Here is a 22510-nt window from a genome sequence, read left to right as displayed (position 1 = left end):
TTAGACCATGATGGACTTTGACGATTTCGGCGGCGCGCTAGCCGGGAAACCGTTGACCCAGGCTGAAAAGGCGGCGGCGGTCCTTCTCGCCATGGGAAAGGGTGTCGCCGGCCGGCTGTTGAAATATTTCACTCAGGCCGAGTTGCAGACCATTATCGCATCTGCCCAGTCGCTGCGCGCCATTCCGCCGGACGAGCTCCTGTCCCTCGTCTCCGAGTTCGAGGACCTCTTTACCGAGGGCGCCGGACTGATGGACAATGCCAAAGCAATCGAAGCCATTCTGGAAGAAGGCCTGACCCCCGACGAGGTGGACAGCCTGCTCGGCCGCCGCACGGCCTTCCAAGCCTATGAGACCTCGATCTGGGATCGCCTCAGCGAGGCCGAGCCGGCATTCGTCGCACAGTTCCTGCTGCGCGAACATCCGCAGACCGTCGCCTATATTCTGTCGATGATGCCCTCCGCCTTCGGCGCCAAGGTGCTGCTGCAGCTCCCCGACAACCGCCGCGCCGACATCATGAACCGGACGGTCAACATGAAGGCCGTCAGCCCGAAGGCGGCGCAGATCATCGAGAACCAGGTGATGACGCTGCTTGCCGAAATCGAGGCAGAGCGCAACGCTGCCGGCTCGACGAAGGTCGCCGATCTCATGAACGAGCTCGACAAGCCGCAGGTCGACACGCTGCTCACCTCGCTCGAATCGATCAGCCGCGAATCGGTCAACAAGGTTCGGCCGAAGATCTTCCTCTTCGAGGACCTCATGTACATGCCGCAGCGCAGCCGCGTCCTGCTGCTCAACGATATTTCGACCGACGTGCTCACCGTCTCGTTGCGCGGCTCGCCGGCCGATATCCGCGAATCGGTTCTGTCCGCCATCAGTCCGCGCCAGCGCCGCATGATCGAATCGGATCTGCAGAGCGGCATGGGCGGCGTCAACCCGCGCGAGATCGCCATTGCGCGCCGCGCCGTGGCGCAGGAGGCGATTCGCCTGGCCAACTCAGGCCAGATCGAGCTCAAGGAGAAGGAAGGCGAAGCTTCGGCCGCCGCATGAGCTTCTGAGACTGTTGACAAATCCGGCCGACAAACAGGCCGTTGTTGATCGCCGCGCCTCAGGCGACTACCCTTCATCGATCGGCCGCATTCTATGGCGTGTCGCAGAGCACTCGGTTTCTGCGGCGCGCTTTGGGTTTTTGCTTTGACGCATCTCGTCATCCCAGAATCGCTGCCCGGTTCGGGGTGGCACGCATGAGCTGCGGCCTGCTTTTTTGACGGAGGGCCGCGACTTGGCAGATGATGACAAGGACAGCAAAACAGAAGCCCCGACCGCGAAGAAGCGAACCGACGCCGCGGAAAAAGGCAATGTGCCGTTTTCGCGCGAGCTGTCGATCTTCGCGACCATCCTCGCCACTTTCATCTATCTGGTGTTCTTCCTTCCCGATAGCGTCGGCCGCATGGGCGAAACGCTGCGCGACATTTTCGAACAGCCTGACCAATGGAAAATCGAGACGGGCCCGGACATTCTGGCGCTCTTCGTCCGGCTCGGCTGGTCGAGCGCGGCGCTGCTGGCACCCGCCCTCATCCTGTTCATGGTCTTCGGCATCGCCTCCTCGATCTTCCAGAACCTGCCGACGCCTGTGCTCGAACGGATCAGGCCGCAAGCCTCGCGCATCTCTCCCGTGAAGGGCTGGTCACGGCTCTTCAGCCTGCCCGGCCTCGTCGAGTTCGGAAAGTCGCTGTTCAAGGTCGTCGTCGTCGGGGTCGTCCTGTTCTTCGTGCTCAGGAGCGAATATTTCGGCTCGATCGATGCCATGTTCTCCGATCCGCAGACAATCCTCGTGCGAATGATGACGGCGATGCGCAAGATCATCATCGTCATGCTGATCGCCACTGCGATCGTGGCGATCGCCGACCTTTTCTGGACGCGCTATCACTGGTTCACCGAGCTCAAGATGACGCGCCACGAGGTGAAGGAAGAAAACAAGCAGGCGCAGGGCGACCCCTTTGTCAAAAGCCGGCAGCGCTCGCTGATGCGCGACCGCGCCCGCCGGCGCATGATCGCCAACGTGCACCGCGCCACGCTTGTCATCGCCAACCCGACGCACTACGCCGTGGCGCTGCGCTATGCGCGTGAAGAGAATGACGCGCCGGTCGTTCTGGCAAAGGGCCAGGACCTGATTGCGCTCAAAATCAGGGAGATTGCCGAGCAGAACGGCATCCCGGTGTTCGAGGACCCACCGCTCGCGCGCTCCATGTTTGCGCAAGTCTCGGTCGATAGTGTCATACCGTCAGTCTTCTATAAGGCCGTTGCGGAGCTCATACACAGGGTCTACGCCGCAGACGCCAAGAACAAACGGGTAAGATAAGCCGAATGAAAAAATGCCCTCACTCTGCCCAGCGTGAAAAGATCCTCGCAGAGGCGATCAGCCCGGTCGCCACCGAACTGCGCCTTCTGGATGCCTCTGACCTCATTTCACTGCTGCGCTTCGAGTATTACGGCAATCTGGCCGATCTCGTCGCTTCGGCGGCGGAGCTTTTCTTTCATCCCGGCACCGTCAATTTCGGCCTTGGCGGAAATTATACGCTGGAATGGGGCGGCAAGCCGGAAGTCGTTCTCGACCTGGAAATCAAGCCGCGCGGCGTCACCGTCTATGCCCAGCTCACCCTTGCCGACAATCATGCCGGCATTGAAATCAACCACATCGCCTTCGAAGATCCCTCCTCCGATCCCGACGAGAATACTGCCTTTCTGGAAAAGAGCCTTCGGCAATCCCGCTACAGCGTGAAACCGCCGCGCGCGCTCGCCAGCTGATTTGCCTCAAGGCATTTTCGCCGTCCCTGAAGTCACGTCCCCCCGGTTCAGCTGATGTAGCCGAGCCGGATCGCCTTGGCGATCGCCTGGATGCGGTTGACGGAATCGAGCTTGATGGTCGCCGAGCCGAGATAGGCATTGACGGTGTGTACGGACAGGCCGAGTTTTTCGGCGATCTCTTCGCTGATACGGCCATCGCCGGCGAGCTGGAGACAGGCGACTTCGCGTTCGCTCAGCGCTTCGGCGGCCGCCGAGCGGCGTTCGTCCAGCGAGAGCAGATCCATCATCACGTGGCAGCAGCGGCCGTGCAGCTCGACAATCGTATCGCTGGCAGGATCGATATCATCGCCGGTGAAAAGGATGAAGCCATTGCCGACAGCGCCGAGCCGCACCGGGAAGGCGAGGCCGGAAAAAGGCAGAATTCCATCCTTCAGGCGCGTCATGAAGGGCGAGAAATCCGCCGGACCGGGGGCCGCCCTGTCATGAGCGCCGGCCCATGAAAGCGGCAGCAGCGACTTTTCGATATGGTCGAGAAGAATATCGCCATAGGCGTCCGTGAGAGCCTTGCCAAAACCGGTATTCGAAGGGCCCCAATTCTCGAGCTCGCAGACAAGCCGCTGCTTTGCCGGTAGTCCCGAGCCGCTGACACGGTAGATCGCGAAGCCCTGAGCGTCAGCGAGCTTCTGCATCGCAATCAGCCGCGGAAAAAGATCCGAACGGCTGGAAATCCTGTTCATCCGCACCATGCGCAGCGGATCGGCGCCGTTCATCGCCCTGCTTGATGGATGTCCCATGGATTCCCCTATACGAGATTGTTGCGGACCGCGAAGGCAATGGCCTCCGACCGGGTCTTGGTCGCCGTCTTGCGCATCACGCTGGTGATGTAGTTGTTGATGGTATTGCGAGATATTCCGAGAATCATCGCAATCTCGTCGCTGGTCTTGCCCTCGGCGATCCAGAAAAGGCATTCCAGCTCGCGGTCAGTCAGTTCGAAATCGCGATCGTTCCTTGCGCCGCCGCAGCGAAGGAAGCTCGCGACATAGCCGGCAAGCAGTCCCACATCCCGCAGGCGCTCCGGCGACAGGATGAAGCCTTCGCCGAACAGGAACATCAAGGCGAGCCGCGAGCGGCCGACATTGAAGGTCAATGAGCAATACTGGCGGCTGGCGCCATCAGGCGCATCGGCGTGATCTGGCAGAAGAGCGAAGCTCGGCTGGAAAACCTGCATGCATTTTTCCAACTCGGTCGAACGGGCATAACCGCCGACCAGATCGTTGGCGATATCCTTGACCAGATCGAACGGCCAGTCAGACGATACGATGAAATCGAGGCCGCTTTCCTGGATGAGATCACAGCGCGCCAGAAGATAGTGCGAGGCACCCACATAGTCCGTCAGCGCGCGCAGACCGGACTGCAATCTGCCAGTGTCGGCGACACCGTGCAGGCGCCGAATCAGCTCGTCGCGCGGCAAGAGAGCCGGCGCCACCACGCTCGCGAAATTCGCCATTTGTCTCTCGCCTTTGCTCGCCTGAGATATCGTCATATCCATTGGCAATTTCCTGGGGCTGAGGAACGATCAAACTCGGTGCAGCAGCATTTTTTTTGTAAAGGATTCAATTCAAGCTCCGCTCGAATCCCATTTCGAATCACTCAAGGGTAAGCCAGCCGGTGTAAATCACCATCTCCGACTTCTAGGGATTTACTTTCGCTGCTGCTCATGCCGTGATTCGAGGACGACTCGCGCCCCTCAGAATACTGGAAAGGGTAAGATGATTCTGGCTGTACCGCAACTTCATTCGCGTTTTACGCGAGTGATCCTCAACAGTTTTGTCCAAATTTCTTGAGGCGATGGGATCTATTCCCCATTCGACACCCGCGGCCAAATACAGACTGGGTAATGAGATATCAGCTCTATTGCGGGCGACCGGTAACAATCCTGCTCAGGTAGTGAAAAGCCTGAATAACACGAAAAAGGCCGGGTTGCCCCGGCCTCCTTTTATGCTGCGTCGTCGATCGCCCATTTCCTGAGGATCTTGGCGGCGCGCTCCTCGTTGATTTCCACCATGCGGGCAAGCTTGCGTTCCGGGCCCTCCTTGACGCGGCGGTTGAAGTTGCCGTCGTCGTCGCCGAGGCTGAGCAGATCCTCGGTACTGTCGAAGCCGAAATCGGAGCCGAAGCCATCCATGAGGGCGCCTCCAGGGGCGCCGGCCGCGGGCGCGAAGTCCGGAAGTTCGAGGCCAGCCGCTTCCGGCGTTGCGTCGCCAAGCACCGAGCCCACGCCGTTGCCGCTGACGCTGCGTACCAGCGGCCGCAGGCCCATCCAAACCACTACGAAGGCGACCGCGACGAAGGCCAGCGAGTTGATGATGCCGGCCAGGTTGCGGCTCAGCATATCCATGACGCGGACACCGCCGGTGGCGTCTTCCAGCAGCTGATTTTCGAGGAAATCCATCGCCGTGACGGTGACGACATCACCACGCTTGGCGTCGATGCCGGCCGCCGAAGCGACGATCTTCTGCATTTCGGCGATATAGGCATCGATCTTGGCCTGGTCGGCGGGCTCGCCGACCATCTTGGCGATGCGGCCTTTGTTGACCACGACGGCGATCGAAAGCTTCTCGACCTGATAGCTGTTGCGGGTCGTGGCCGTCGTCTTGCTGTTGATTTCGTAGTTGGTCTGCTCTTCGCGCTTGTCGGACTTGTCCTGTGATTCCGGACCGCTTGAGCCGCCGGCATCAGGGGCCGCCTGGGGAATGTTCTGTTCGACGGTCGTCGCGTTGTCGGACTGCCTCTGCTGCGACTGCTGGGCTTCCTTCGTCGAACGGACGGAGCGTTCGACCTTGGATTCGGGATCGTAGACCGTCTCCTGAATCTGCTGAGCATCGGTGTTGAGGTCGGCGGTGACGCTGGAACGGAAGTTATCCATGCCGAGGAAGGGCGCTAAGGCCTTGTCGATGTTGGATTCGACTTCCTGCTGAACGTTCTGGACGATATTGAGCGAGCGGTTCAGCGAGCTATTGCTCGCCTCGTCGCCGGACGCGAGAAGCTGGCCGGCAGAATCAAGAATCGTGACGTCATCGACATCAAGCCCCGGCACGGCCGAGGCGACGAGGTGACGGATCGAGGTCGCGGCGCCGCGCCCGGTGGCGGCGCTGGCGCGAATCATCACGGAGGCGGTCGGTTTCTGCTCCGCCTTCCGGAAGTTTCCGACTTCGGGCATGACGATATGGACGCGCGCCGCCGTTATGCCCGAGATCGACTGGATGGTGCGTGCGATTTCGCCTTCCAGCGCTCGAACCCGCGTCACTTCCTGCATGAAGGAGGTCAGGCCGAGGGAGCCAACATTGTCGAAGAGTTCATAGCCGGCATTGGCGCTGTTCGGCAGGCCGCGCTCGGCAAGCATCAGGCGGGCCTTGCCCGTCATACCGGCGGGAACGGTGATGCTGGAACCGTCCGTGCCGACCTGGAAATTGATGTTGGCTTCGGCAAGCGCCATGCTGATCTGGTTGAGATCGGGAGCGTCGAGACCGACGTAAAGCGTTTCTTGGGCCGGTTTGTTGACGAAAAGGGCAGCGGCAAGGATGATTGCGATGGAAACGGCGCCGACGCCCCCCAGAATCATCAGGCGCGTCCGGCCCAGGGCACCAAAGTTCTTAAATATCTGAACTAATTGATTTAACAGATTCATTCTGTTCTCGCACGATCCGTCAAAGACAAAGCAGGCTTATTGCCTCACCTGACCAATAATCGGCGAAACTTGTGCGAGCGTTTCGTGAGGAGCGCGCGGGAGCGAAAGGCTGATGCATGTCGCGCAGCGATTTTGCGAGAACGACGTGCGTGAAAAGAGGACCTGAGGCGCGAGAGGCGGCGTGGAACCGCGCGCTTCAGAAGAAGTCGAAGTCGCCGGCGGCTTTGCTCAGCGGCTGAGAATGACCGTGGCGCGTGGAGCCGCCCAGCGCCTTCTGCATTTCCGCCAGCTTGACGAGGCTGAGCGCGGTGGCGACGTCGACCGTCCAGCCGAGCGGGATTTCGCCGGTGATGGTGTCGATGAATTCGGCAAGGCCGCGTGACTTCTGCACGGCCAGATCGATGCCCTGCATGACCTTCATGGCGTCCGGCGAGTTCAGAATTTCAGCGCCGCCGAGCTCGAGTAGCTGCGGTTCGATGCGCTCGATCAGGTAGGCCACATCGTGGAGTTCCGAAACGATGCGCATCAGGATGTCGCTCAGCGCTTCGACAGGCGCGGGCGGATCCATCACCGGAGTAAATGTCATATGAAAATCCTCGCCATCAAAAAAATTCGATACTGGTTTCGGCGGGCTTCTGCGGAGCGGCGGGACGCTGCTGCTCGAGAGCGACGGTTCTCTGCGTTTCGGCGCCGGTCAAGGGGTATTGCCGGGCACGACCGGAGACCGGCCAATATTCGAGCTTGCGCCCATGCTCTCCGCCGGTGGAGGAGCCGACCACCGGAATGCCTTCATCCCTGAGGAACTGCATGGCGAAGGCCGCATTCTGCTCACCGACGTTGGAGAACGTCGAGATCGTCTTTGCGCCGCCGAAGATCTTTGCCTCCAGCCGGTCGCGCCGGGCGCCCTGCTTCAGGAGACCGTTGATCAGCAGTTCCATCAGATGCACGCCATAGCGTGTGGCATCGCCGCCTGATGTCGGCGACGTCGCCGAACCGGGCAGCAGAAAGTGGTTCATGCCGCCGATGCCGGCGACGGGATCTCTGAGGCACGCAGCCACGCACGAGCCGAGAATGGTCGAGAGAACCGCATTCGGATCGCTCAGAACCTTGTACTCGCCCTGAATGATGTGCACGCGGCGGGCTGCCCCCTCAGTGATCATTTCAAAGCTCCAAACACGGCTTCGATGGCCGCTTTCATCTTCTCGATCGTAAACGGCTTGGCGAGCACGTTGTTGGCGCCGAGCTGGGCCGCCCTCTGTACCAGCGCGCGATCGCCCTGGGCGGTGAGGATGATGAAGGCCGCCTTCTTGGTGTTCGGGTTGGTGCGCACGGCCTGGAGGAAGCCGATGCCATCCATCTTCGGCATGTTGAAATCGGAGATCACGAGGTGGTGCGGCTGCTCGGTCATGATTTTCATGCCCTGCTCGCCGTCGCCAGCGGATGTGATCTGCTTGAAACCGAGCTGGGTCAGCGCGTCGCTGAGCAGCAACCGGCTCGTTACCTGATCATCGACGATCAGAACTTTGATTTTCTCCGCGATCGACATTTATTCGGTCCCTTCCTTTCGGGCGGCTGTCAATTTCAGTATTTCTTCACCGATGGCAGTCAGTGGCAGCTGCTGCTCGACGGCGCCAAGTTCGTGAGCAACCCTTGGCATTCCGTAAACGACGCAGGTTTTTTCGTTCTGGCCGAGCGTTCTGGCGCCCGCGTGGCGCATTTTCAACAATCCGGCGGCGCCATCGCGGCCCATTCCGGTCAGAATCACGCCGACGGCGTTGCGGCCTGCGAGTTCTGCGACCGAATCAAAGAGCACGTCCACGGACGGGCGGTGACCGTTGACAGGCGCCCGGTCGACTAGACGGCAGCACGGGGCAGAGCCGCCGCTGACCTGGAGATGACGTTCGCCGCCCGGCGCCAGATAGATCTTGCCGATCTCGAGACGGGCGCCGTCGGTCGCTTCCTGCACCACCGGCGCGCAGAGACGGTTCAGCCGTTCTGCGAAACTCTTGGTGAAGGTCGGCGGCATATGCTGGGTGATGACGGTCGGCGGGCAATTTGCCGGGAATTTCTGCAGTACTGCGATCAGCGCCTCGACGCCGCCTGTGGACGAGCCGATCGCGACGATCTTGCGGCCGACGCGAAAATCGGCCACGGAAGGCGGGGGCGCGACGGCGGCCGCCGGTTGGGAGAACTGACGCTGCGTGCGCGCGGCCGCCTTGACCTTCTCGGCAAGATCGCCGAACGGCCTGGGTTCGCCGGGGCCCGGTTTGCCGACGCAATCGAAGGCGCCGATCTCAAGCGCCGCAAGCGTCGCTTCGGCGCCGCGATGCGTCATCGTCGAGACCATGATCACCGGCATCGGCCGCAGCGTCATGATCTTTTCGAGGAAATCGAGGCCGTTCATATTCGGCATCTCGATGTCGAGCGTCACGACGTCGGGGTTCAACCGTTTGATCGCCTCGCGTGCTTCCAGCGCGTCGCCGGCCTGGCCGATGACACTGACTTCCGGGTCGGAGCTCAGCACTGCGGTAATCAGACCCCGCATGGTCGGCGAGTCGTCGACAACGAGAACTCTTGCCGGAGCGCTCATGCCTTCCTCCCGAGACCCTTGGTCGTGTAGCGATAGGTCGTGATGCCGATATTGTCGAAGACGTGCTTCGCCTCACCGGAGACGCGCTCGGAATGGCCGATATAGAGGTGGCCGCCTTCCGGCAGCAGGCCGGCGAAACGTTGCCAAATCTTCATCTGGGTCGGCTCGTCGAAATAGATGACGACGTTGCGGCAGAAGATGACGTCGAACTTGCCCTTGAACGGCCATTGCGCCATCAGGTTCAGTTCGTTGTAGGTGATCAGCCGCTTGACGCGGTCATCGACCTGGAACCTGCGCCGGCCCTGCACCTCGACTTCGCTGAACCATTGCTTGCGCATGGCGGGCGAAACGGTTTCGAGCGCACTCTCGTCGTAAGCGCCGGCCCGGGCGATGGCGAGGATTTTCGGATCGATGTCGGTCGCCAGGATCTTGAAGTCGTAGTCGGCGACATTCGGCATCAGCGATAAGACGGTCAGCGCGATCGAATAGGGTTCCTGTCCGTCGGAGGAAGCGGCCGACCAGATGCGCACCCTGCCGCCCGATCTCGCCCGCTGCAGAAGTTCCGGCAGAACATGGTCGCGCAGGTGCTCGAAATGATGGTTTTCGCGGAAGAAGCGGGTGAAGTTGGTCGTCAGATGCGAGAGCATTTCGCGGCGCGCCGCGGCACCGGCCGGCGAAGCGACGAGGTCGCAATATTCACGGAAACCCGACAGACCAAGATTGCGGATATGCTTGGACAGACGCGAATAGACGAGCGAGGCCTTCGTCTCATTGAGGAAGATGCCGGCATCCGAGTAGATCATGGCGGCGATTTCCGTGAGGTCGCGGCGCGTCAGCGGATATTCTCCGCTCGCCAGCACCTCATCGGCTCCCTGCCTCTGATCTTTTGCACCCATTGCACTCATGCGGCTTCGCTTTCGGTCTCGGAAAAGAGGGCTTCAAGTTCGATCAGGCAGATCATGCGCTTGTCGATGGCGAGAATTCCCCGGGCAAATTGGCGCTCGAGGTCGGAAGAGATTTCGGGCGTCGGCTGAATGATCTCGTCGGTGACCGTCAGAATGTCGGAGACGGCGTCGACCAGCAGGCCGACGACTTTGCGGCGGACCTGGGCGACGATGATGACATGGCGGGCTGTGGGATCGGCGGGCTTCATGCCGAGACGAGCGGCAAGATCAATGATTGGCAGCACCGCGCCGCGCAGGTTGATGACCCCCAGCATATAGGCAGGCGAGTGCGGCATCGCGGTCGCCGGGGTCCAGCCCCGGATTTCGCGAACCGACATGATGTTCACGCAAAATTCCTGATCTCCGATGCGGAACGCGATCAGCTCGCGATCCCCCTGGTTCAGACTTTTTACAGCGTACGACATTCCCTTACCCTACCGCTGCTAACGACATTTCCGCTTTGAGCGACTGGCCGCGCGAGGCGCCGACAACCGCGTCGACATCTAGGATGAGAGCCACGCGGCCGTCGCCGAGAATGGTGGCGGCGGCGATGCCGGGCACATGAGTGTAGTTCGCTTCCAGGCTCTTGATGACCACCTGGCGCTGACCCTGGATGGCATCGACCATCAGGGCACGCTGACCGCCGCCTTCCGATTCCACCAGCAGCGCCACGCCCTCGACCGGATTGGCCTGGGTCGCGCGGAAGTTCAGGATGCGGCCGACATCGACCAGCGGGCAGAAGGAATTGCGGATCGAGATCAGCCGGTGGTTCGCACCGAAGGAATGGATTGCGGAAGCTTCCGGCTGCAGGGTTTCGACGATCGCCGTCAGCGGCACGACCAGCGTCTGGCCCGCGACGGTGACCACCATGCCGTCGAGGACGGCGAGCGTCAGCGGCAGGCTCATGGTGAAGACCGAGCCGTGGCCCGGCTTGGACGTGATGTTGATGCGGCCGCCGAGCGCCTGGATCGAACGCTTGACGACGTCCATGCCGACGCCGCGGCCTGAAATGTCGGAGATCTTGTCGGCCGTCGAGAAGCCCGGCAGGAAGATCAGGTTGTCGATTTCCTCGTCCGACAGGTTGGCATCGGCCGGGATGAGATCATTGTCGATCGCCTTCTGGCGGACCTTTTCGCGGTTGATGCCGGCGCCGTCGTCGGCAAGCTCGATCAGGATGCGTCCCGAACGGTGCTTGGCGGTGAGGCGGACCGTGCCTTCCGTGTTCTTGCCGGCGGCGGCGCGCTTTTCCGGCGTTTCGATGCCGTGGTCGACGGCATTGCGGATCATGTGGGTGAGCGGCTCGGCCAGCTTGTCGATAACCGTCTTGTCGACTTCGGTGTTTTCACCTTCGGTAATGAGGCGGATCGACTTGCCGGTCATGTCGGCAATTTCGCGGACGATACGCGACATGCGCTGGAAGACCGGCTTTACCGGCTGCGCGCGGATCGCCATCACCGAGTCCTGGATCTCGCGGGTCAGCTGCTGCAGCTCTTCCAGGCCCATGTTGATCGAGGAGGTGCCGGTCGTGTCGTTCTCGATGACGCTCTGCGACAGCATCGCCTGGTTGATAACCAGCTCGCCGACGAGGTTGATCAGGCGGTCGACGCGATCGAGATCGACGCGGATTGTCTGGCCGGCGCCGGCGGCGTTGTTCTGGGCGGCGGCATTGGCCGCGGCGGCTGCGGCGGCGGCTGATTCCTTCTTCTCGACGCGGGCGGCGGCTGCCGCCATCTGCGTGACGTTGGAAGCGGTCTCGGCGGCGGCGACGGCAGCGGCCGTGGCTTCGGACCGTGCAGCGGAAACGCTCTCCGTTGCCTCGGTCTCGTCCAGGATCGACAGGTCGAAGGGAACCGGCACCATCGGCAGTTCCTCGTTGCCCGAAGCGGCGTCACGGGTCTCCTCGACCGGCTTCACCGTCAGCTCGCAATCCCACTCGGCGAATTCGAAGACGGCGCGGATGGCATCCTCGCCCTTGTCGGTCTTGAGCGTGACGTTCCAGAAGAAATAGGCCGCCTCCGGATCGAGCTCCTCGAGACCCGGCAGCTCATCCATATTGCAGTAGATCGTCATTTCGCCGAGGCGCGAAAGGTCGCGCAGCAGCAGGGTGGCGTCGTTACCCTTCGAATAGAGTTCGTGGCGCGGCTTGAAGGTGATCTCGTAGGCCGGCAAGCCGGTCTCTGCGCCGTCCTCGTCGACGAAATCGTCGAAGGAAAAGGGGATTGGCTGGAAGCCGCTGTCGTCGGTCGGCTTGGGGGCTGGCGCCGGTGCGGCCTTTGCGGCGGCCTTGGGTGCAGGCGTCTCGGCCGAAGGAGACGGTAGCTCGCCATTGGCCAGAGCCTCCAGCTCCTTGACGAGGCCGCGGCTGCGGCTTTCATCGACGCTGCCGCCGTCGCGCGCAGCATTGGTCAGGTCGGCGAGCACGTCGGCCGACTTCAGCATCACCTTCAGGACGTCCTGGGTCGGCTCGAGCTTGTTGGAACGAACGCAATCGAGAGTGGTCTCGAATACATGGGCGAAGGCAACCAGATCATCAAGGCCGAAGGCGCCGGCGCCCCCCTTGATCGAATGCACGGCACGGAACACCGCATTGACGGTTTCCGGATCGCGATCGCCATCGTTCATTTTCAGAAGACCGGATTCCAGCTCGGCGAGCTGTTCCTCGCACTCCTGGAAAAAGATCTCTTTGATTTCGTTCATATCCATAGGAGCAAATCCTGGGTTTAAGCGGTTACGCGCTCAATTGCATCGATCAGCTTGGCCGGGTCGAAAGGCTTGACGATCCATCCGGTGGCGCCGGCCTGGCGGGCGCGGTTCTTCTTTTCCGCGTCGCTCTCGGTGGTCAGGACCAGGATCGGGATCGCCCGATATTTCTCGTTGCGGCGCACACCTTCGATGAAGCCGAACCCGTCGAGGCGCGGCATGTTGATGTCGGTCACGATCACGTCAGGATTGGATTCTTCGAGAACCTCGAGGCCCTCGACGCCGTCTTCCGCCTGGATCGTCTCGAAACCGGCATTGTTCAGCGTCACGAGCAGCATGTTTCGGATGGTGCGGGAATCATCCACGGTAAGCACTTTTTTCTTCATTGCCGAATCTCCTTGGCAAGCAGGTGGTCAATATTGACGCCAACCAGCTGCATGGTTTTGTGAAATGCGTCGGACACCTTGGAGAAGGTGAACGGCTGCTTGTCCTGCTCCCAGGTCTTCTCGGCGGACATCAGGACCTGAGCGCAAAGAGCCCCGATCCGCTCGACGCCCGATGCGTCGATCGAAAGACCGCTGCCCCTGAGGGAGATGAGTTTTTCACGCAAGGCGGAAGCCTCGTTGAGATCCAGCACCGCTGTCAAATTCAGCGTCTTGCCACTCTTCTTTGCTACCATCAGCTTGTCCTTGTCCCCTTGTCCCCGGCCCGAAAAGATGAGCTGCGGCGATCATCCGATAGGTTAGTAAACATTCCGCCCACCTCTGACGCTCGCGAGCGCCTGCGGAAGGCCAAAATCGTCATTTTCATGTTCGTCTTCGACCGCGGGACGGCCGGCCGCTTCGATCGTGCGGGACGGCGCAGCGCGAACCGAGCCCAAGCGCCCGGAACGCGCATTTTCGCGGGCTATGCGGAATTCGCGAATCGTCTGGCCGAGTTCAAGAATGACGCTATGGAGGTGGTCGGCGCCTTCAGCGGATCGTTCGGCCAAACCGGCGTTGTCCGCCACCTCTGCGCCAAGTCCTTTGACGTCGGCCGCCACGCCGTCGAGGCTTGCGGCATGCTCGCCGGTCCTGGTGGCGATGCCCGATATGGCGGCGTTGATGTCGGTGACCTGCCGCACGATGCTGCCGATCGAGTCCTGCGTTCGTCCGACCATCTGCACGCCGGCGTCGACCTGCGCCTTGGTCGTCGTCACCAGCGTCTTGATCTCGCGGGCGGCGTCGGCCGAGCGCTGGGCAAGCGCACGGACTTCCTGGGCGACGACCGCAAAGCCGCGGCCGGAATCGCCGGCGCGAGCCGCCTCGATGCCGGCATTCAGCGCCAGAAGATTGGTCTGGAAGGCGATCTCGTCGATCGCGCCGATAATCTGGCCGATCTTCTCGGCCGACTGCTCGATATCGGCCATGGCGCTGATCGCGCGGCCGACGACCTCGCCGCTTTGCTCGACCGCAGCGCGGGTAGAGGCGGCCGCCTGTTCGGCGGCGCGGCTGTCGGCGGCGCCGTCGCGCACGCTTCCGGCGATGCCGGCAAGGACAGCAGCGGAAAGCTGCAGCCGCTCGGCCTGGCCAGACGCCGTGCCGGCGAACTGCCGCGACTGGCCGGCAAGCGAAGCGGTCGCCGTCTCGGCCTTATCAGTGCGTTCGGTCATGGCGGCGAATTCTGCCTGGAGGCCATCCAAGGCGCCGTTCAGGGCTGCGGCGATCCCGGCATAGGCACCGTCGGCGTCGACAGGCGCGCGCCGCGTCAGGTCGCGGGCGGCGAGGCCTTCGATGACATCGCCGAATATCCGGGCGATCTCCGCTTCACTTTCGGCGCGGTGATCGGCAAGCGCGCGGCTCTGGGCAGCGCGTAGCGCATTGAAGCGGAGCGAAACGGCGATTTCGACATCGACCATGACGATGCGGATGATCGCAGTCATCAGCTCGGAAATTTCGCGGGCGCGGCGCTTGGCCGAGGGCAGCAAGGGGCGGCCGGCAATCTCTTCGGCGAGGCCGGAAAGAACATGCTCCAGCACGACGCCGTGGCCGGCTACGTGCCAACGCGGGTCGAGGCCCATCTTGCTTTCGGTGTCGGAGAGAACCTTGACGCGCTCGGCATAGAGGCTGTCGAAGCGGGCATCCGTCAGCACGTCCCAATGCGAAGACTGTAGATCATGCAGACGATCGACCTGTCTGTCGCTCTCGAAGTTGCGCGCGGCGTCGGGATAGGACTGGAACCTGTGGAAGAGATCGCGCAGGCCCGCTTTCAGATACGCTTCGAGGGCCGGCCGGTTGCGGCGCACCAGTTCGCACTGATCGGCATCGAGACCGGCAAAACGCAGGCGATCACGCAAGCTGCCTGCCTGCGCTCCACGAGCCTGATCTGATGGCATGTCCTGCCTCAACGCCTGTCCCCGACCCACTTTCCAGGCGAATGCCCGGCAAAAAACTTTTGCAGCATTCGATCAACGCAAGCGCGGAGCCGGTCTTCACCACCGGCGACGACCGGCAGGCAAAGCCCCTGATCAGCTATGTTTCGAAGCTGTCTGAAGAGATGGATACCGGATCGACCCGGTACGGCGGTACGGCGTCATGCCTGCTGGGAACGAGCACATCTTCCCATTCCGACGTGTAACCCAATGTTTATGGTTAATTCCTTGCCCGAAGGTTAATAAGTCTTTCCAGGAGCAGGCTTTTGGAGCAATTCAAGGCAGTTCGCAGGAAATACTTCCGCGGAGTTGCACGGCTGCTACAAGGCACACGCAAGCTCCGTGTTATAGGCCGGTCGACAACCAAGACATGACGTCGACAAGGACAGAGCAATGATTGTTCTCGGATTGGGTTCCTGTTTGATAGCAATGGGCATACTTGCCGCCATCGCCCGCCTCGATTTCCTTGCCGCAAATCGCGACATCGGGATGCTTCGGGTGTTCTGAAGCCTCTCTGGCTTCAAGCCGATCCAATCCCCGTTGGCAGTCCGGTGCCTTTGGTGTAATCGCACTCGCGCCTTTCACGTCAGCGGAACACTCGGTTCATGTCTCCCAGATCTGGTCTTCTCATCGTTCTCGGCTTCACGCTCTGGCGCGTCGTCACGCTGTATTTCGATGCCACAGACCTGTTTGTCGACGAGGCCCAGTACTGGTTCTGGTCGCAGAATCTCGATCTCGGCTACTATTCAAAACCGCCGATGATCGCCTGGGTGATCCGGGCGATGACGGAGCTTTCCGGCTCCAACGCCATCTATTTCATCAGGCTGCTCGGGCCGCTGATCCACATGGTGGCGGCGCTGGTGCTGATGAAGCTGGCAAGGCGCTTCGTCGGGCCGGAGATCGAAGGCTGGACGAGCGCCACCTACATCACGCTTCCCGGCGTGGCGCTCTCTTCGGTTTTCTTCTCGACCGACGTGATCCTGCTGTTCTTCATCGCCGTCGCCCTGCTCGCCTATTTCAGCCTGACGCAGCGGCGCTCTGTGGCACTGGCGCTCGTCATGGGTCTCGCCGTCGGCCTTGCCTTTTTGACGAAATATGCCGTTCTGTTCGTCGTACCAGGCGGCGCGATCGCCCTCCTCCTCATCCCCGCGGCGCGCATCGCCGTTCGGGACTTCATCATCGCAGTCGCGGTTGCCGCTGTCGTCGCCTCACCGAACCTCTGGTGGAACCTGCAACACGACAATACGACGGTGCGCCACACGCAGGATATCGCCCACTGGAGCGATCTCGGCATCAATCTGCGCCGCGGGCTCGAATTCTTCTCCGCCCAATTCGGCGTCGTCGGGCCGATCATCTTCTTCGCAATGCTGTGGGCGGTCTATCGCATGATCAAGGGCCGAAGCGACGACCGCGAAAAGATGCTGATCTGGCTGTCGATGCCGGTGGTGGTGCTGATCACCCTGCAGGCGACCGTTGCCAAAGCCTATGCCAACTGGGCCGTGACCGCCTATGTCGCGGGGACCATTCTTGCCGTCTGGCTGCTTTACCGGATGTGGCCGAAGGGGCTGAGGCTGTCGCTCACCATCAACGGCATCGCAAGCCTGCTCTTTCCGCTGGCGACCATCTTTCCGCAGCAATTGCTGCTGCCGAACGGCGACGAATTGATGAAGCGCTATCTCGGGCGCGCCGAGGTCAGCCGCGAGGCGGGAGCCCTTGCAGCTCAGGCGGGCACCGACATCATCGTCACCGACAACCGCGACATGGTCGCTGATCTCTTCTATACGCTGCGGGATGCATCTTACAGAATCTATGCGCGCGCACCCGCAGGGCTGCCGGAGAGCTATTATGAGCAGGAATTCGCCCTGCCCGCCGACATCGCCGGCAAGGTGCTTTTCCTGACGGACACGCCGCTAACCTGCGCCACTGAAACGCCCGAGCTGCTGAAGAGCTGGCTGCCTGCCGCAGGCTACTACAAGCGAAAGACGCTTTACGTTTACAAGGTTTCTGCCGTCTGCCTGGCGCCCTGAGGACTTCAGCCTGGTCGATTGGGCAGGCAGAGTCCGGTGCCGGCGCCTTCTATCTCAACGAACCTGACGCCGCCTTCCTCGAAGGCGAGGCGCAACTGCGCTTCGGTCGCACGGTGGATATCGTGGTGGCGTCCCTCGTAATCGCGGATGGTGCTGCGTGAGACGGCCGCCTTCTCGGCGAGCTCGTTCTGGGTCCAGTCGAGCAGACCGCGTGCAGCCCGGCAGAGAGCGGGGCTTAGAATTGTTTCTCTCGCGCCTTGACCCATAATCTCAAGGTACCCATATTGGTTGATATAGATCATATATGTCATAATACGAACGAAATTTCCAGATCGGGAGAAGTGATGCCGCACGATACGCCCTTGATTTCGACAATCGTCGGCGGCCTGGTGCTGGCTTTCATCTTCGGCGCGCTTGCTCATCGGCTGCGCATGCCGCCGCTCGTCGGCTATCTGATTGCCGGTGTGCTGGTGGGGCCACATACTCCGGGTTACGTGGCCGATCAGAGCCTCGCGCCGGAGCTTGCCGAAATCGGCGTCATCCTGCTGATGTTCGGCGTCGGGCTGCATTTCTCCCTCAAGGACCTGCTGTCGGTGCGCGGCATCGCGCTGCCTGGCGCGGTCGTGCAGATCGGTTTTGCCACCTTGCTCGGCTGGGGCCTCGGTGCATTGATGGGCTGGCCGACCGGCGGCAGCCTGGTTTTCGGCCTGGCGCTTTCAGTTGCCTCTACCGTCGTGCTCCTCAAGGCTCTGCAGGAGCGCCGGCTTATAGAGACGGAGCGCGGCAGGATCGCCGTCGGCTGGCTGATCGTCGAAGACCTCGCCATGGTGCTGGCGCTGGTGCTGATCCCGGCTGCAGCCAGCATCGGCGGCGACGGCCATGGTCCCGTCGAGCCGCTGTCGGCGGGGCTGAACAGCCTGTTCGGCCTCGATCTCGGCATCGGCGGCATGATCGCCATGACGCTGGTCAAGGTAGCGCTCTTCGTGGCTCTGATGCTCGTCTTCGGCCGCAAGCTCATTCCCTGGACGATGCATCGCATTGCCCATGCCGGCTCGCGCGAGCTCTTCCGGCTCGGTGTGTTGGCCATCGCCCTCGGCGTCGCCTTCGGCGCGGCCAAACTCTTCGGCGTGTCCCTGGCGCTTGGCGCCTTCTTTGCCGGCATGGTGCTTGCCGAAAGCGAGCTCAGCCACCGCGCAGCCCAGGAAAGCCTGCCGCTGCGCGACGCCTTCGCCGTGCTCTTCTTCGTCTCGGTCGGCATGCTTTTCGATCCGAACATCCTGATCGACAGACCGCTGCCGATCCTCGCCACCGTCTTCATCATCGTCATCGGCAAATCCGTCGCCGCCTTTCTGATCGTGCTCGCCTTCAAGAAGCCGCCCGGCACGGCGCTGACGATTTCGGCAAGCCTCGGTCAGATCGGCGAGTTCTCCTTCATTCTTGCCGCTCTCGGCGTCGAGCTCGGGCTGTTGCCGGAGGAGGGCCGCGACCTGATCCTTGCCGGCGCCATTATCTCGATCATCGTCAATCCACTGCTGTTCTTCCTCTGCGACCGCGCGCGGCCTCTTCTCGACGGTGCAAGGCGCGAGGAAACCGTGGCCGAGCCGGCTTCCGCCGCCGATGTGGGTGCCGTTCAGGAACAGGCGCCGCCCGAGGACGACGACGTGCGTCCGACCGCGCTTACCGGCCACGCAATCCTCATCGGTTACGGCCGAGTCGGCAGGATCGTCGGACAGAATCTCAAATCGTCAGGCACGCCCTTCCTCGTTATCGAGGATTCCGACAAGCGCATAGGCGAATTGAAAGCGCAGGGGATCGAAGCCTACATGGGCAATGCAGTGGCGCGGGAAACGCTCGATCTCGCCAATCTTTCGTCTGCACGCAGCCTCGCCATCGCCATCCCGAACGCCTTCGAGGCCTGCCGCATCGCCGAGCAGGCGCGCAGCGTCAATCCCTCGATCCTTATCGTCGCCCGCGCCCATTCCGACGCCGAGGTCGACGAGTTGAAACAATACGGCGCCGACACCGTCATCATGGGCGAACGCGAAATCGCCCTTGGCATGGTTGACCGGCTCGCTCAAGTGCATCATGAGAGTGTTTCCTATGAAGACAGGCAGGAGCCTGCTACAATCATCCCGACGGGCACTGCTCCGCCGGAACGACAATGAGAGATTGGCGCGCTTTTGAGCCGATACGGGAGTGACATCGCCGGGACGGAGGAGATGGAGCTGGACCAGCACCGTCTGACGAGCCGTATCGCCTTTTCCCTCCTCTTCGCCATTCTTGCCTATATCGGCCTGCTTTTCGGCGGCAATCTCATCATTGCGCCGGCGACCGCCGTCAATACGCTTTCCTCTTCCGGCCGCGATCCGCAGCCGCCGCAACTGAGCGCGCGCGATGCCGTGCGCGGCGTGCTTGCCGCCGAGCGCAGGCTTGCGCCGAAACAGACCGCCTACGACGCCGGACCGCCGGCCCTTGCCGCCGCCCCTGCTGTCGACTTTACCGGATGGGACATGGCCGCTCCTCTTGCGGCATTCGAGCCTCCTCTTCATCAGGCAGTTTCCAGGACCCATCAGGCGCGCGCGCCCCCGATCATCGCCTGAGGCCTGCGCCGAGCGGCGCATCCGACCATTGACGACATGCCGCCAGCGCCCGGGCGCCGGCCCTCGATTATCTAAGGAATACAACATGCGTAATTCACCATGGCTGGTGTTCACCTATACGGTGATCATCGTGATCGGGCTATTGATCGCCCTGCCGAACGCCCTGCCGCAATCCGTGCTCCAGCGAATTCCGGCCTGGCTGCCGCATGAGCAGGTGTCGCTCGGCCTCGACCTTCGCGGCGGTTCGCACCTCGTTCTGGAGGTCGACGAAGCTGATCTGACCAAGGAGCGGCTGCAATCGCTGCTGCAGGACGCCCGCCGCGTCCTGCGCGAAAAGGGCATCCAGCCGAAGGCCGTCGTGCGCAGCCAGAACCAGATCGTCGTGACGCTCGCCGATGCCGCGCAGAGCGACGCGGCAGTCACCGATCTTAAGACGCTTGCCAACCCGATCAGCACCGGCCTCAGCGCCGGTCAGGCGGATCTCAACGTCACCGCAAACGGAGCGACCATCACCGTCGGCTTCTCGCCGGCCGGCATCTCCGCCAATGTCGACAACGCCGTCCAGCAGAGCCTTGAAGTCATCCGCCAGCGTGTCGACCAGGTCGGCGTCTCCGAGCCGACCATCCAGCGCATCGGCGGCAACCGTGTGCTCGTCCAGCTTCCCGGCGCGCAAGATCCGTCGCGCCTGCGCGAACTTCTCGGCTCCACGGCAAAGATGTCCTTCCATATGCTGGCGCCGAACAATCAGCCCGGCCCCGGCGTCACCATGCTGCAGGACGACGAAGGCAGATCCTATCCGGTTCTCGACCGTGTCGAAATATCGGGCGACCGCCTATCGGATGCCCGCGTCAGCTTCGATCCTAACACGCGCGAGCCCATCGTCAGCTTCCGCTTCGACAGCGCCGGCGCCACCCGCTTTGCAGAGATTACCCGCCAGAATGTCGGCAATCCCTTTGCCATCGTCCTCGACAACAAGGTGCTGAGCGCCCCCGTTATCCGCGAGCCGATCACCGGCGGCTCCGGCCAGATCTCCGGCAACTTCTCGGCAGACAGCGCCACGACGCTTGCCGCCATGCTGCGCGCCGGCGCCCTGCCCGCCAAGCTGACCGTTATCGAGGAGCGCACGGTCGGCGCCGATCTCGGCGCCGACGCCATCAAGATGGGCATCTATTCCGGCATCGTCGGTTTCGCCCTTGTTGCAGCCTTCATCTTCGTGCTCTACGGCACCTGGGGCATCCTGGCGAACGTGGCGCTGCTGATCCACACGATCCTGACCTTCTCGGCGCTCACGCTGGTCGGCGCGACGCTGACACTGCCCGGCATTGCAGGCGTCGTTCTCGGCATCGGCCTTGCGGTCGACGCGAACGTCCTTATCAATGAACGTATTCGCGAAGAGACCCGCAAGGGCAAGGGTGCCTTTGCCGCCATCGATACGGGCTTCAATCGAGCCTATTCGACCATTATCGACGGCAACATGACGGCCCTGATCGCTGCGGCGATCCTGTTCTGGTTCGGTTCCGGGCCGGTTCGCGGCTTTGCGGTGACCATGGCGCTTGGCCTGATCATCTCGATGTTCACCTCCGTCGCGTTCGTTCGCGTCGCGATGATCGAGATTACCCGCCGCCGAAAGTTCAAGGTGCTGAACATCCGGCCGTTGATCCCGTTCAGCCCGTATGACAAGCACATCCAGTTCATGAAGGCGCGCTTCTTCGGCGTCACCGTTTCGGCGCTGCTTTCGATCGCATCGGTCGTGCTCTTCATCCATCCCGGCCTGAACTACGGCGTCGATTTCCGCGGCGGCATCCAGATGTCGGTCAAGACGAAGGAGGCGGCCGATCTGGCAAAGTTCCGCGAGGGTCTCGATAGTCTCGGCCTCGGCGAAATCACGCTGCAGACCTTCGGCGACAATAACAGCATTCTCGTTCGCGCTCAGCGGCAGGAAGGCGGCGAAGAGGCACAGACGGCGGCGGTGACCAAGCTGAAGGCCGAAGTCGCCAAGATCGATCCGAGCGCTACCGTCGAAGGCACCGACGTCATCGGTCCGAAGGTCAGCGGCGAGCTTGCCTCGGCCGGCATCCTGTCGGTCGTGATCGCCAGCATCGCGATGCTGCTCTATATCTGGGCGCGGTTCGAATGGCCGTTTGCCGTCGGCGCCATCGTTACGCTGGTGCTCGATGTCACCAAGGCAATCGGCTTCTTCGCAATCACCGGTCTCGACTTCAACCTCACGGCCATCGCAGCCATCCTGACGCTCGTCGGCTATTCGGTGAACGACAAGGTCGTTGTTTACGACCGCATGCGCGAAAACATGCGGCTCTACAAGTCGATGCCGTTGCGCGAGATTATCGACAAGTCGATCAACGAAACTCTTGCGCGAAGCCTCTACACCAATGCGACGGCCTTCCTCGCCCTGGTGCCGATGGCGATCTGGGGCGGCAGCGCCGTCTCCAGCTTTGCGATCCCGATGGTCTTCGGCATTCTTGTGGCCGGCGCCTCGTCGATCTTCATTGCCGCACCGATCCTGCTGTTCCTCGGCGACTGGCGCCGCCGCCACGCCAAGGCGGCAACGGCGACCGATGCGGCAGCCGAAATCATCCCGCCGGAAGAGGGTCGCTCGCGCAAGTCGGCGAGCTGAAAACGGGTTGTTAACGTATCCTTGAAGAGGGCGCCGGTTGCAGAGCCGGCGCTCTCTTTTTATTGTTGCCTATTGTCAGGATAAAATTATGCAGCAATTCAAGCTATTAC

The 22510-nt window shown here is 61.9% G+C and carries 21 protein-coding genes; 7 read left to right on the top strand and 14 right to left on the bottom strand.

The annotated features are described in order from the left end of the window. The first annotated feature begins 7 nt into the window (after nucleotides 1-7). The 3 genes from fliG (at nucleotide 8) to CO660_RS20765 (ending at nucleotide 2806) form a co-directional block, all read left to right on the top strand. Nucleotides 8-1048, top strand: a complete 1041-nt coding sequence (gene fliG / locus CO660_RS20775; RefSeq protein ID WP_085776947.1) for a flagellar motor switch protein FliG — start codon at nucleotides 8-10, stop codon at nucleotides 1046-1048. Between the two features lie 232 nt (nucleotides 1049-1280). Continuing rightward, nucleotides 1281-2360: a flagellar biosynthesis protein FlhB gene (gene flhB / locus CO660_RS20770; protein WP_097600321.1), complete on the top strand. Its 1080-nt coding sequence runs from the start codon at nucleotides 1281-1283 to the stop codon at nucleotides 2358-2360. 5 nt (nucleotides 2361-2365) lie between these two features. Further along, nucleotides 2366-2806: a hypothetical protein gene (locus CO660_RS20765; RefSeq protein ID WP_097600320.1), complete on the top strand. Its 441-nt coding sequence runs from the start codon at nucleotides 2366-2368 to the stop codon at nucleotides 2804-2806. 47 nt (nucleotides 2807-2853) lie between these two features. Here the strand turns inward: CO660_RS20765 and CO660_RS20760 are convergent, their stop codons facing one another. The 13 genes from CO660_RS20760 to CO660_RS20700 all read right to left on the bottom strand — a co-directional run bounded on the left by CO660_RS20760 (nucleotide 2854) and on the right by CO660_RS20700 (nucleotide 15102). Next, nucleotides 2854-3600, bottom strand: a complete 747-nt coding sequence (locus CO660_RS20760; RefSeq protein WP_085776944.1) for a helix-turn-helix transcriptional regulator — start codon at nucleotides 3598-3600, stop codon at nucleotides 2854-2856. A gap of 8 nt (nucleotides 3601-3608) precedes the next feature. After that, on the bottom strand, nucleotides 3609-4355 hold the full coding sequence (locus CO660_RS20755) for a LuxR C-terminal-related transcriptional regulator (protein ID WP_097600319.1): 747 nt from the start codon (nucleotides 4353-4355) through the stop codon (nucleotides 3609-3611). A gap of 447 nt (nucleotides 4356-4802) precedes the next feature. After that, nucleotides 4803-6494: a flagellar basal-body MS-ring/collar protein FliF gene (gene fliF / locus CO660_RS20750; RefSeq protein ID WP_085776942.1), complete on the bottom strand. Its 1692-nt coding sequence runs from the start codon at nucleotides 6492-6494 to the stop codon at nucleotides 4803-4805. Between the two features lie 196 nt (nucleotides 6495-6690). Next, entirely contained in the window at nucleotides 6691-7080 is a 390-nt protein-coding gene (locus CO660_RS20745; protein ID WP_097600318.1) for a hypothetical protein, read from the bottom strand. Nucleotides 7081-7096: 16 nt separating this feature from the next. Next, nucleotides 7097-7654, bottom strand: coding sequence for a chemoreceptor glutamine deamidase CheD (gene cheD / locus CO660_RS20740; protein ID WP_085776941.1), 558 nt, complete (start codon nucleotides 7652-7654; stop codon nucleotides 7097-7099). After that, nucleotides 7651-8040, bottom strand: coding sequence for a response regulator (locus CO660_RS20735; RefSeq protein ID WP_011424008.1), 390 nt, complete (start codon nucleotides 8038-8040; stop codon nucleotides 7651-7653). Before CO660_RS20735 ends, cheD begins: the two co-directional genes overlap by 4 nt. Further along, a complete protein-coding gene (gene cheB / locus CO660_RS20730) occupies nucleotides 8041-9084 on the bottom strand; it encodes a protein-glutamate O-methylesterase CheB (protein ID WP_085776940.1) in 1044 nt (347 codons plus the stop codon). It lies immediately after the preceding gene. Beyond that, nucleotides 9081-9989, bottom strand: coding sequence for a protein-glutamate O-methyltransferase CheR (gene cheR / locus CO660_RS20725; protein ID WP_097600317.1), 909 nt, complete (start codon nucleotides 9987-9989; stop codon nucleotides 9081-9083). Before cheR ends, cheB begins: the two co-directional genes overlap by 4 nt. After that, entirely contained in the window at nucleotides 9986-10453 is a 468-nt protein-coding gene (locus CO660_RS20720; RefSeq protein ID WP_011424005.1) for a chemotaxis protein CheW, read from the bottom strand. Before CO660_RS20720 ends, cheR begins: the two co-directional genes overlap by 4 nt. A gap of 4 nt (nucleotides 10454-10457) precedes the next feature. Continuing rightward, nucleotides 10458-12731: a chemotaxis protein CheA gene (locus tag CO660_RS20715; RefSeq protein ID WP_097600316.1), complete on the bottom strand. Its 2274-nt coding sequence runs from the start codon at nucleotides 12729-12731 to the stop codon at nucleotides 10458-10460. A 17-nt stretch (nucleotides 12732-12748) separates the two neighbouring features. Continuing rightward, nucleotides 12749-13114 carry a chemotaxis response regulator CheY1 gene (cheY1, locus tag CO660_RS20710; RefSeq protein WP_003570362.1) on the bottom strand — a complete coding sequence of 122 codons (366 nt, stop codon included), beginning with the start codon at nucleotides 13112-13114 and terminating at the stop codon, nucleotides 12749-12751. Next, a complete protein-coding gene (locus CO660_RS20705; RefSeq protein ID WP_064809596.1) occupies nucleotides 13111-13407 on the bottom strand; it encodes an STAS domain-containing protein in 297 nt (98 codons plus the stop codon). The genes cheY1 and CO660_RS20705 overlap by 4 nt, the downstream gene beginning before the upstream one ends. A gap of 63 nt (nucleotides 13408-13470) precedes the next feature. Next, nucleotides 13471-15102, bottom strand: coding sequence for a globin-coupled sensor protein (locus tag CO660_RS20700; RefSeq protein WP_097600315.1), 1632 nt, complete (start codon nucleotides 15100-15102; stop codon nucleotides 13471-13473). A 641-nt stretch (nucleotides 15103-15743) separates the two neighbouring features. On the opposite strand from CO660_RS20700, the gene CO660_RS20690 reads away from it, so the two are divergent. After that, nucleotides 15744-17165, top strand: coding sequence for a glycosyltransferase family 39 protein (locus CO660_RS20690; RefSeq protein ID WP_097600313.1), 1422 nt, complete (start codon nucleotides 15744-15746; stop codon nucleotides 17163-17165). A 5-nt stretch (nucleotides 17166-17170) separates the two neighbouring features. On the opposite strand, the gene CO660_RS20685 is transcribed toward CO660_RS20690, so the two are convergent. Beyond that, on the bottom strand, nucleotides 17171-17476 hold the full coding sequence (locus CO660_RS20685; protein WP_097600312.1) for a helix-turn-helix transcriptional regulator: 306 nt from the start codon (nucleotides 17474-17476) through the stop codon (nucleotides 17171-17173). A gap of 33 nt (nucleotides 17477-17509) precedes the next feature. Between CO660_RS20685 and ybaL the strand changes: the two genes are divergently transcribed. The 3 genes from ybaL (at nucleotide 17510) to secD (ending at nucleotide 22400) form a co-directional block, all read left to right on the top strand. Continuing rightward, complete coding sequence (gene ybaL / locus CO660_RS20680; RefSeq protein WP_097600311.1) at nucleotides 17510-19330, top strand: YbaL family putative K(+) efflux transporter; 1821 nt, start codon at nucleotides 17510-17512, stop codon at nucleotides 19328-19330. A 54-nt stretch (nucleotides 19331-19384) separates the two neighbouring features. Beyond that, nucleotides 19385-19765 carry a hypothetical protein gene (locus tag CO660_RS20675; RefSeq protein WP_085776931.1) on the top strand — a complete coding sequence of 127 codons (381 nt, stop codon included), beginning with the start codon at nucleotides 19385-19387 and terminating at the stop codon, nucleotides 19763-19765. An 85-nt stretch (nucleotides 19766-19850) separates the two neighbouring features. Beyond that, nucleotides 19851-22400 carry a protein translocase subunit SecD gene (gene secD, locus CO660_RS20670; RefSeq protein WP_097600310.1) on the top strand — a complete coding sequence of 850 codons (2550 nt, stop codon included), beginning with the start codon at nucleotides 19851-19853 and terminating at the stop codon, nucleotides 22398-22400. Nucleotides 22401-22510: the final 110 nt, after the last annotated feature.

The organism is Rhizobium sp. L9 (genome assembly GCF_002531885.1).
Lineage (GTDB): Bacteria > Pseudomonadota > Alphaproteobacteria > Rhizobiales > Rhizobiaceae > Rhizobium.
Note: the sequence above shows the minus strand (reverse complement) of the source record. Positions and strands in the feature narration are given on the sequence as shown.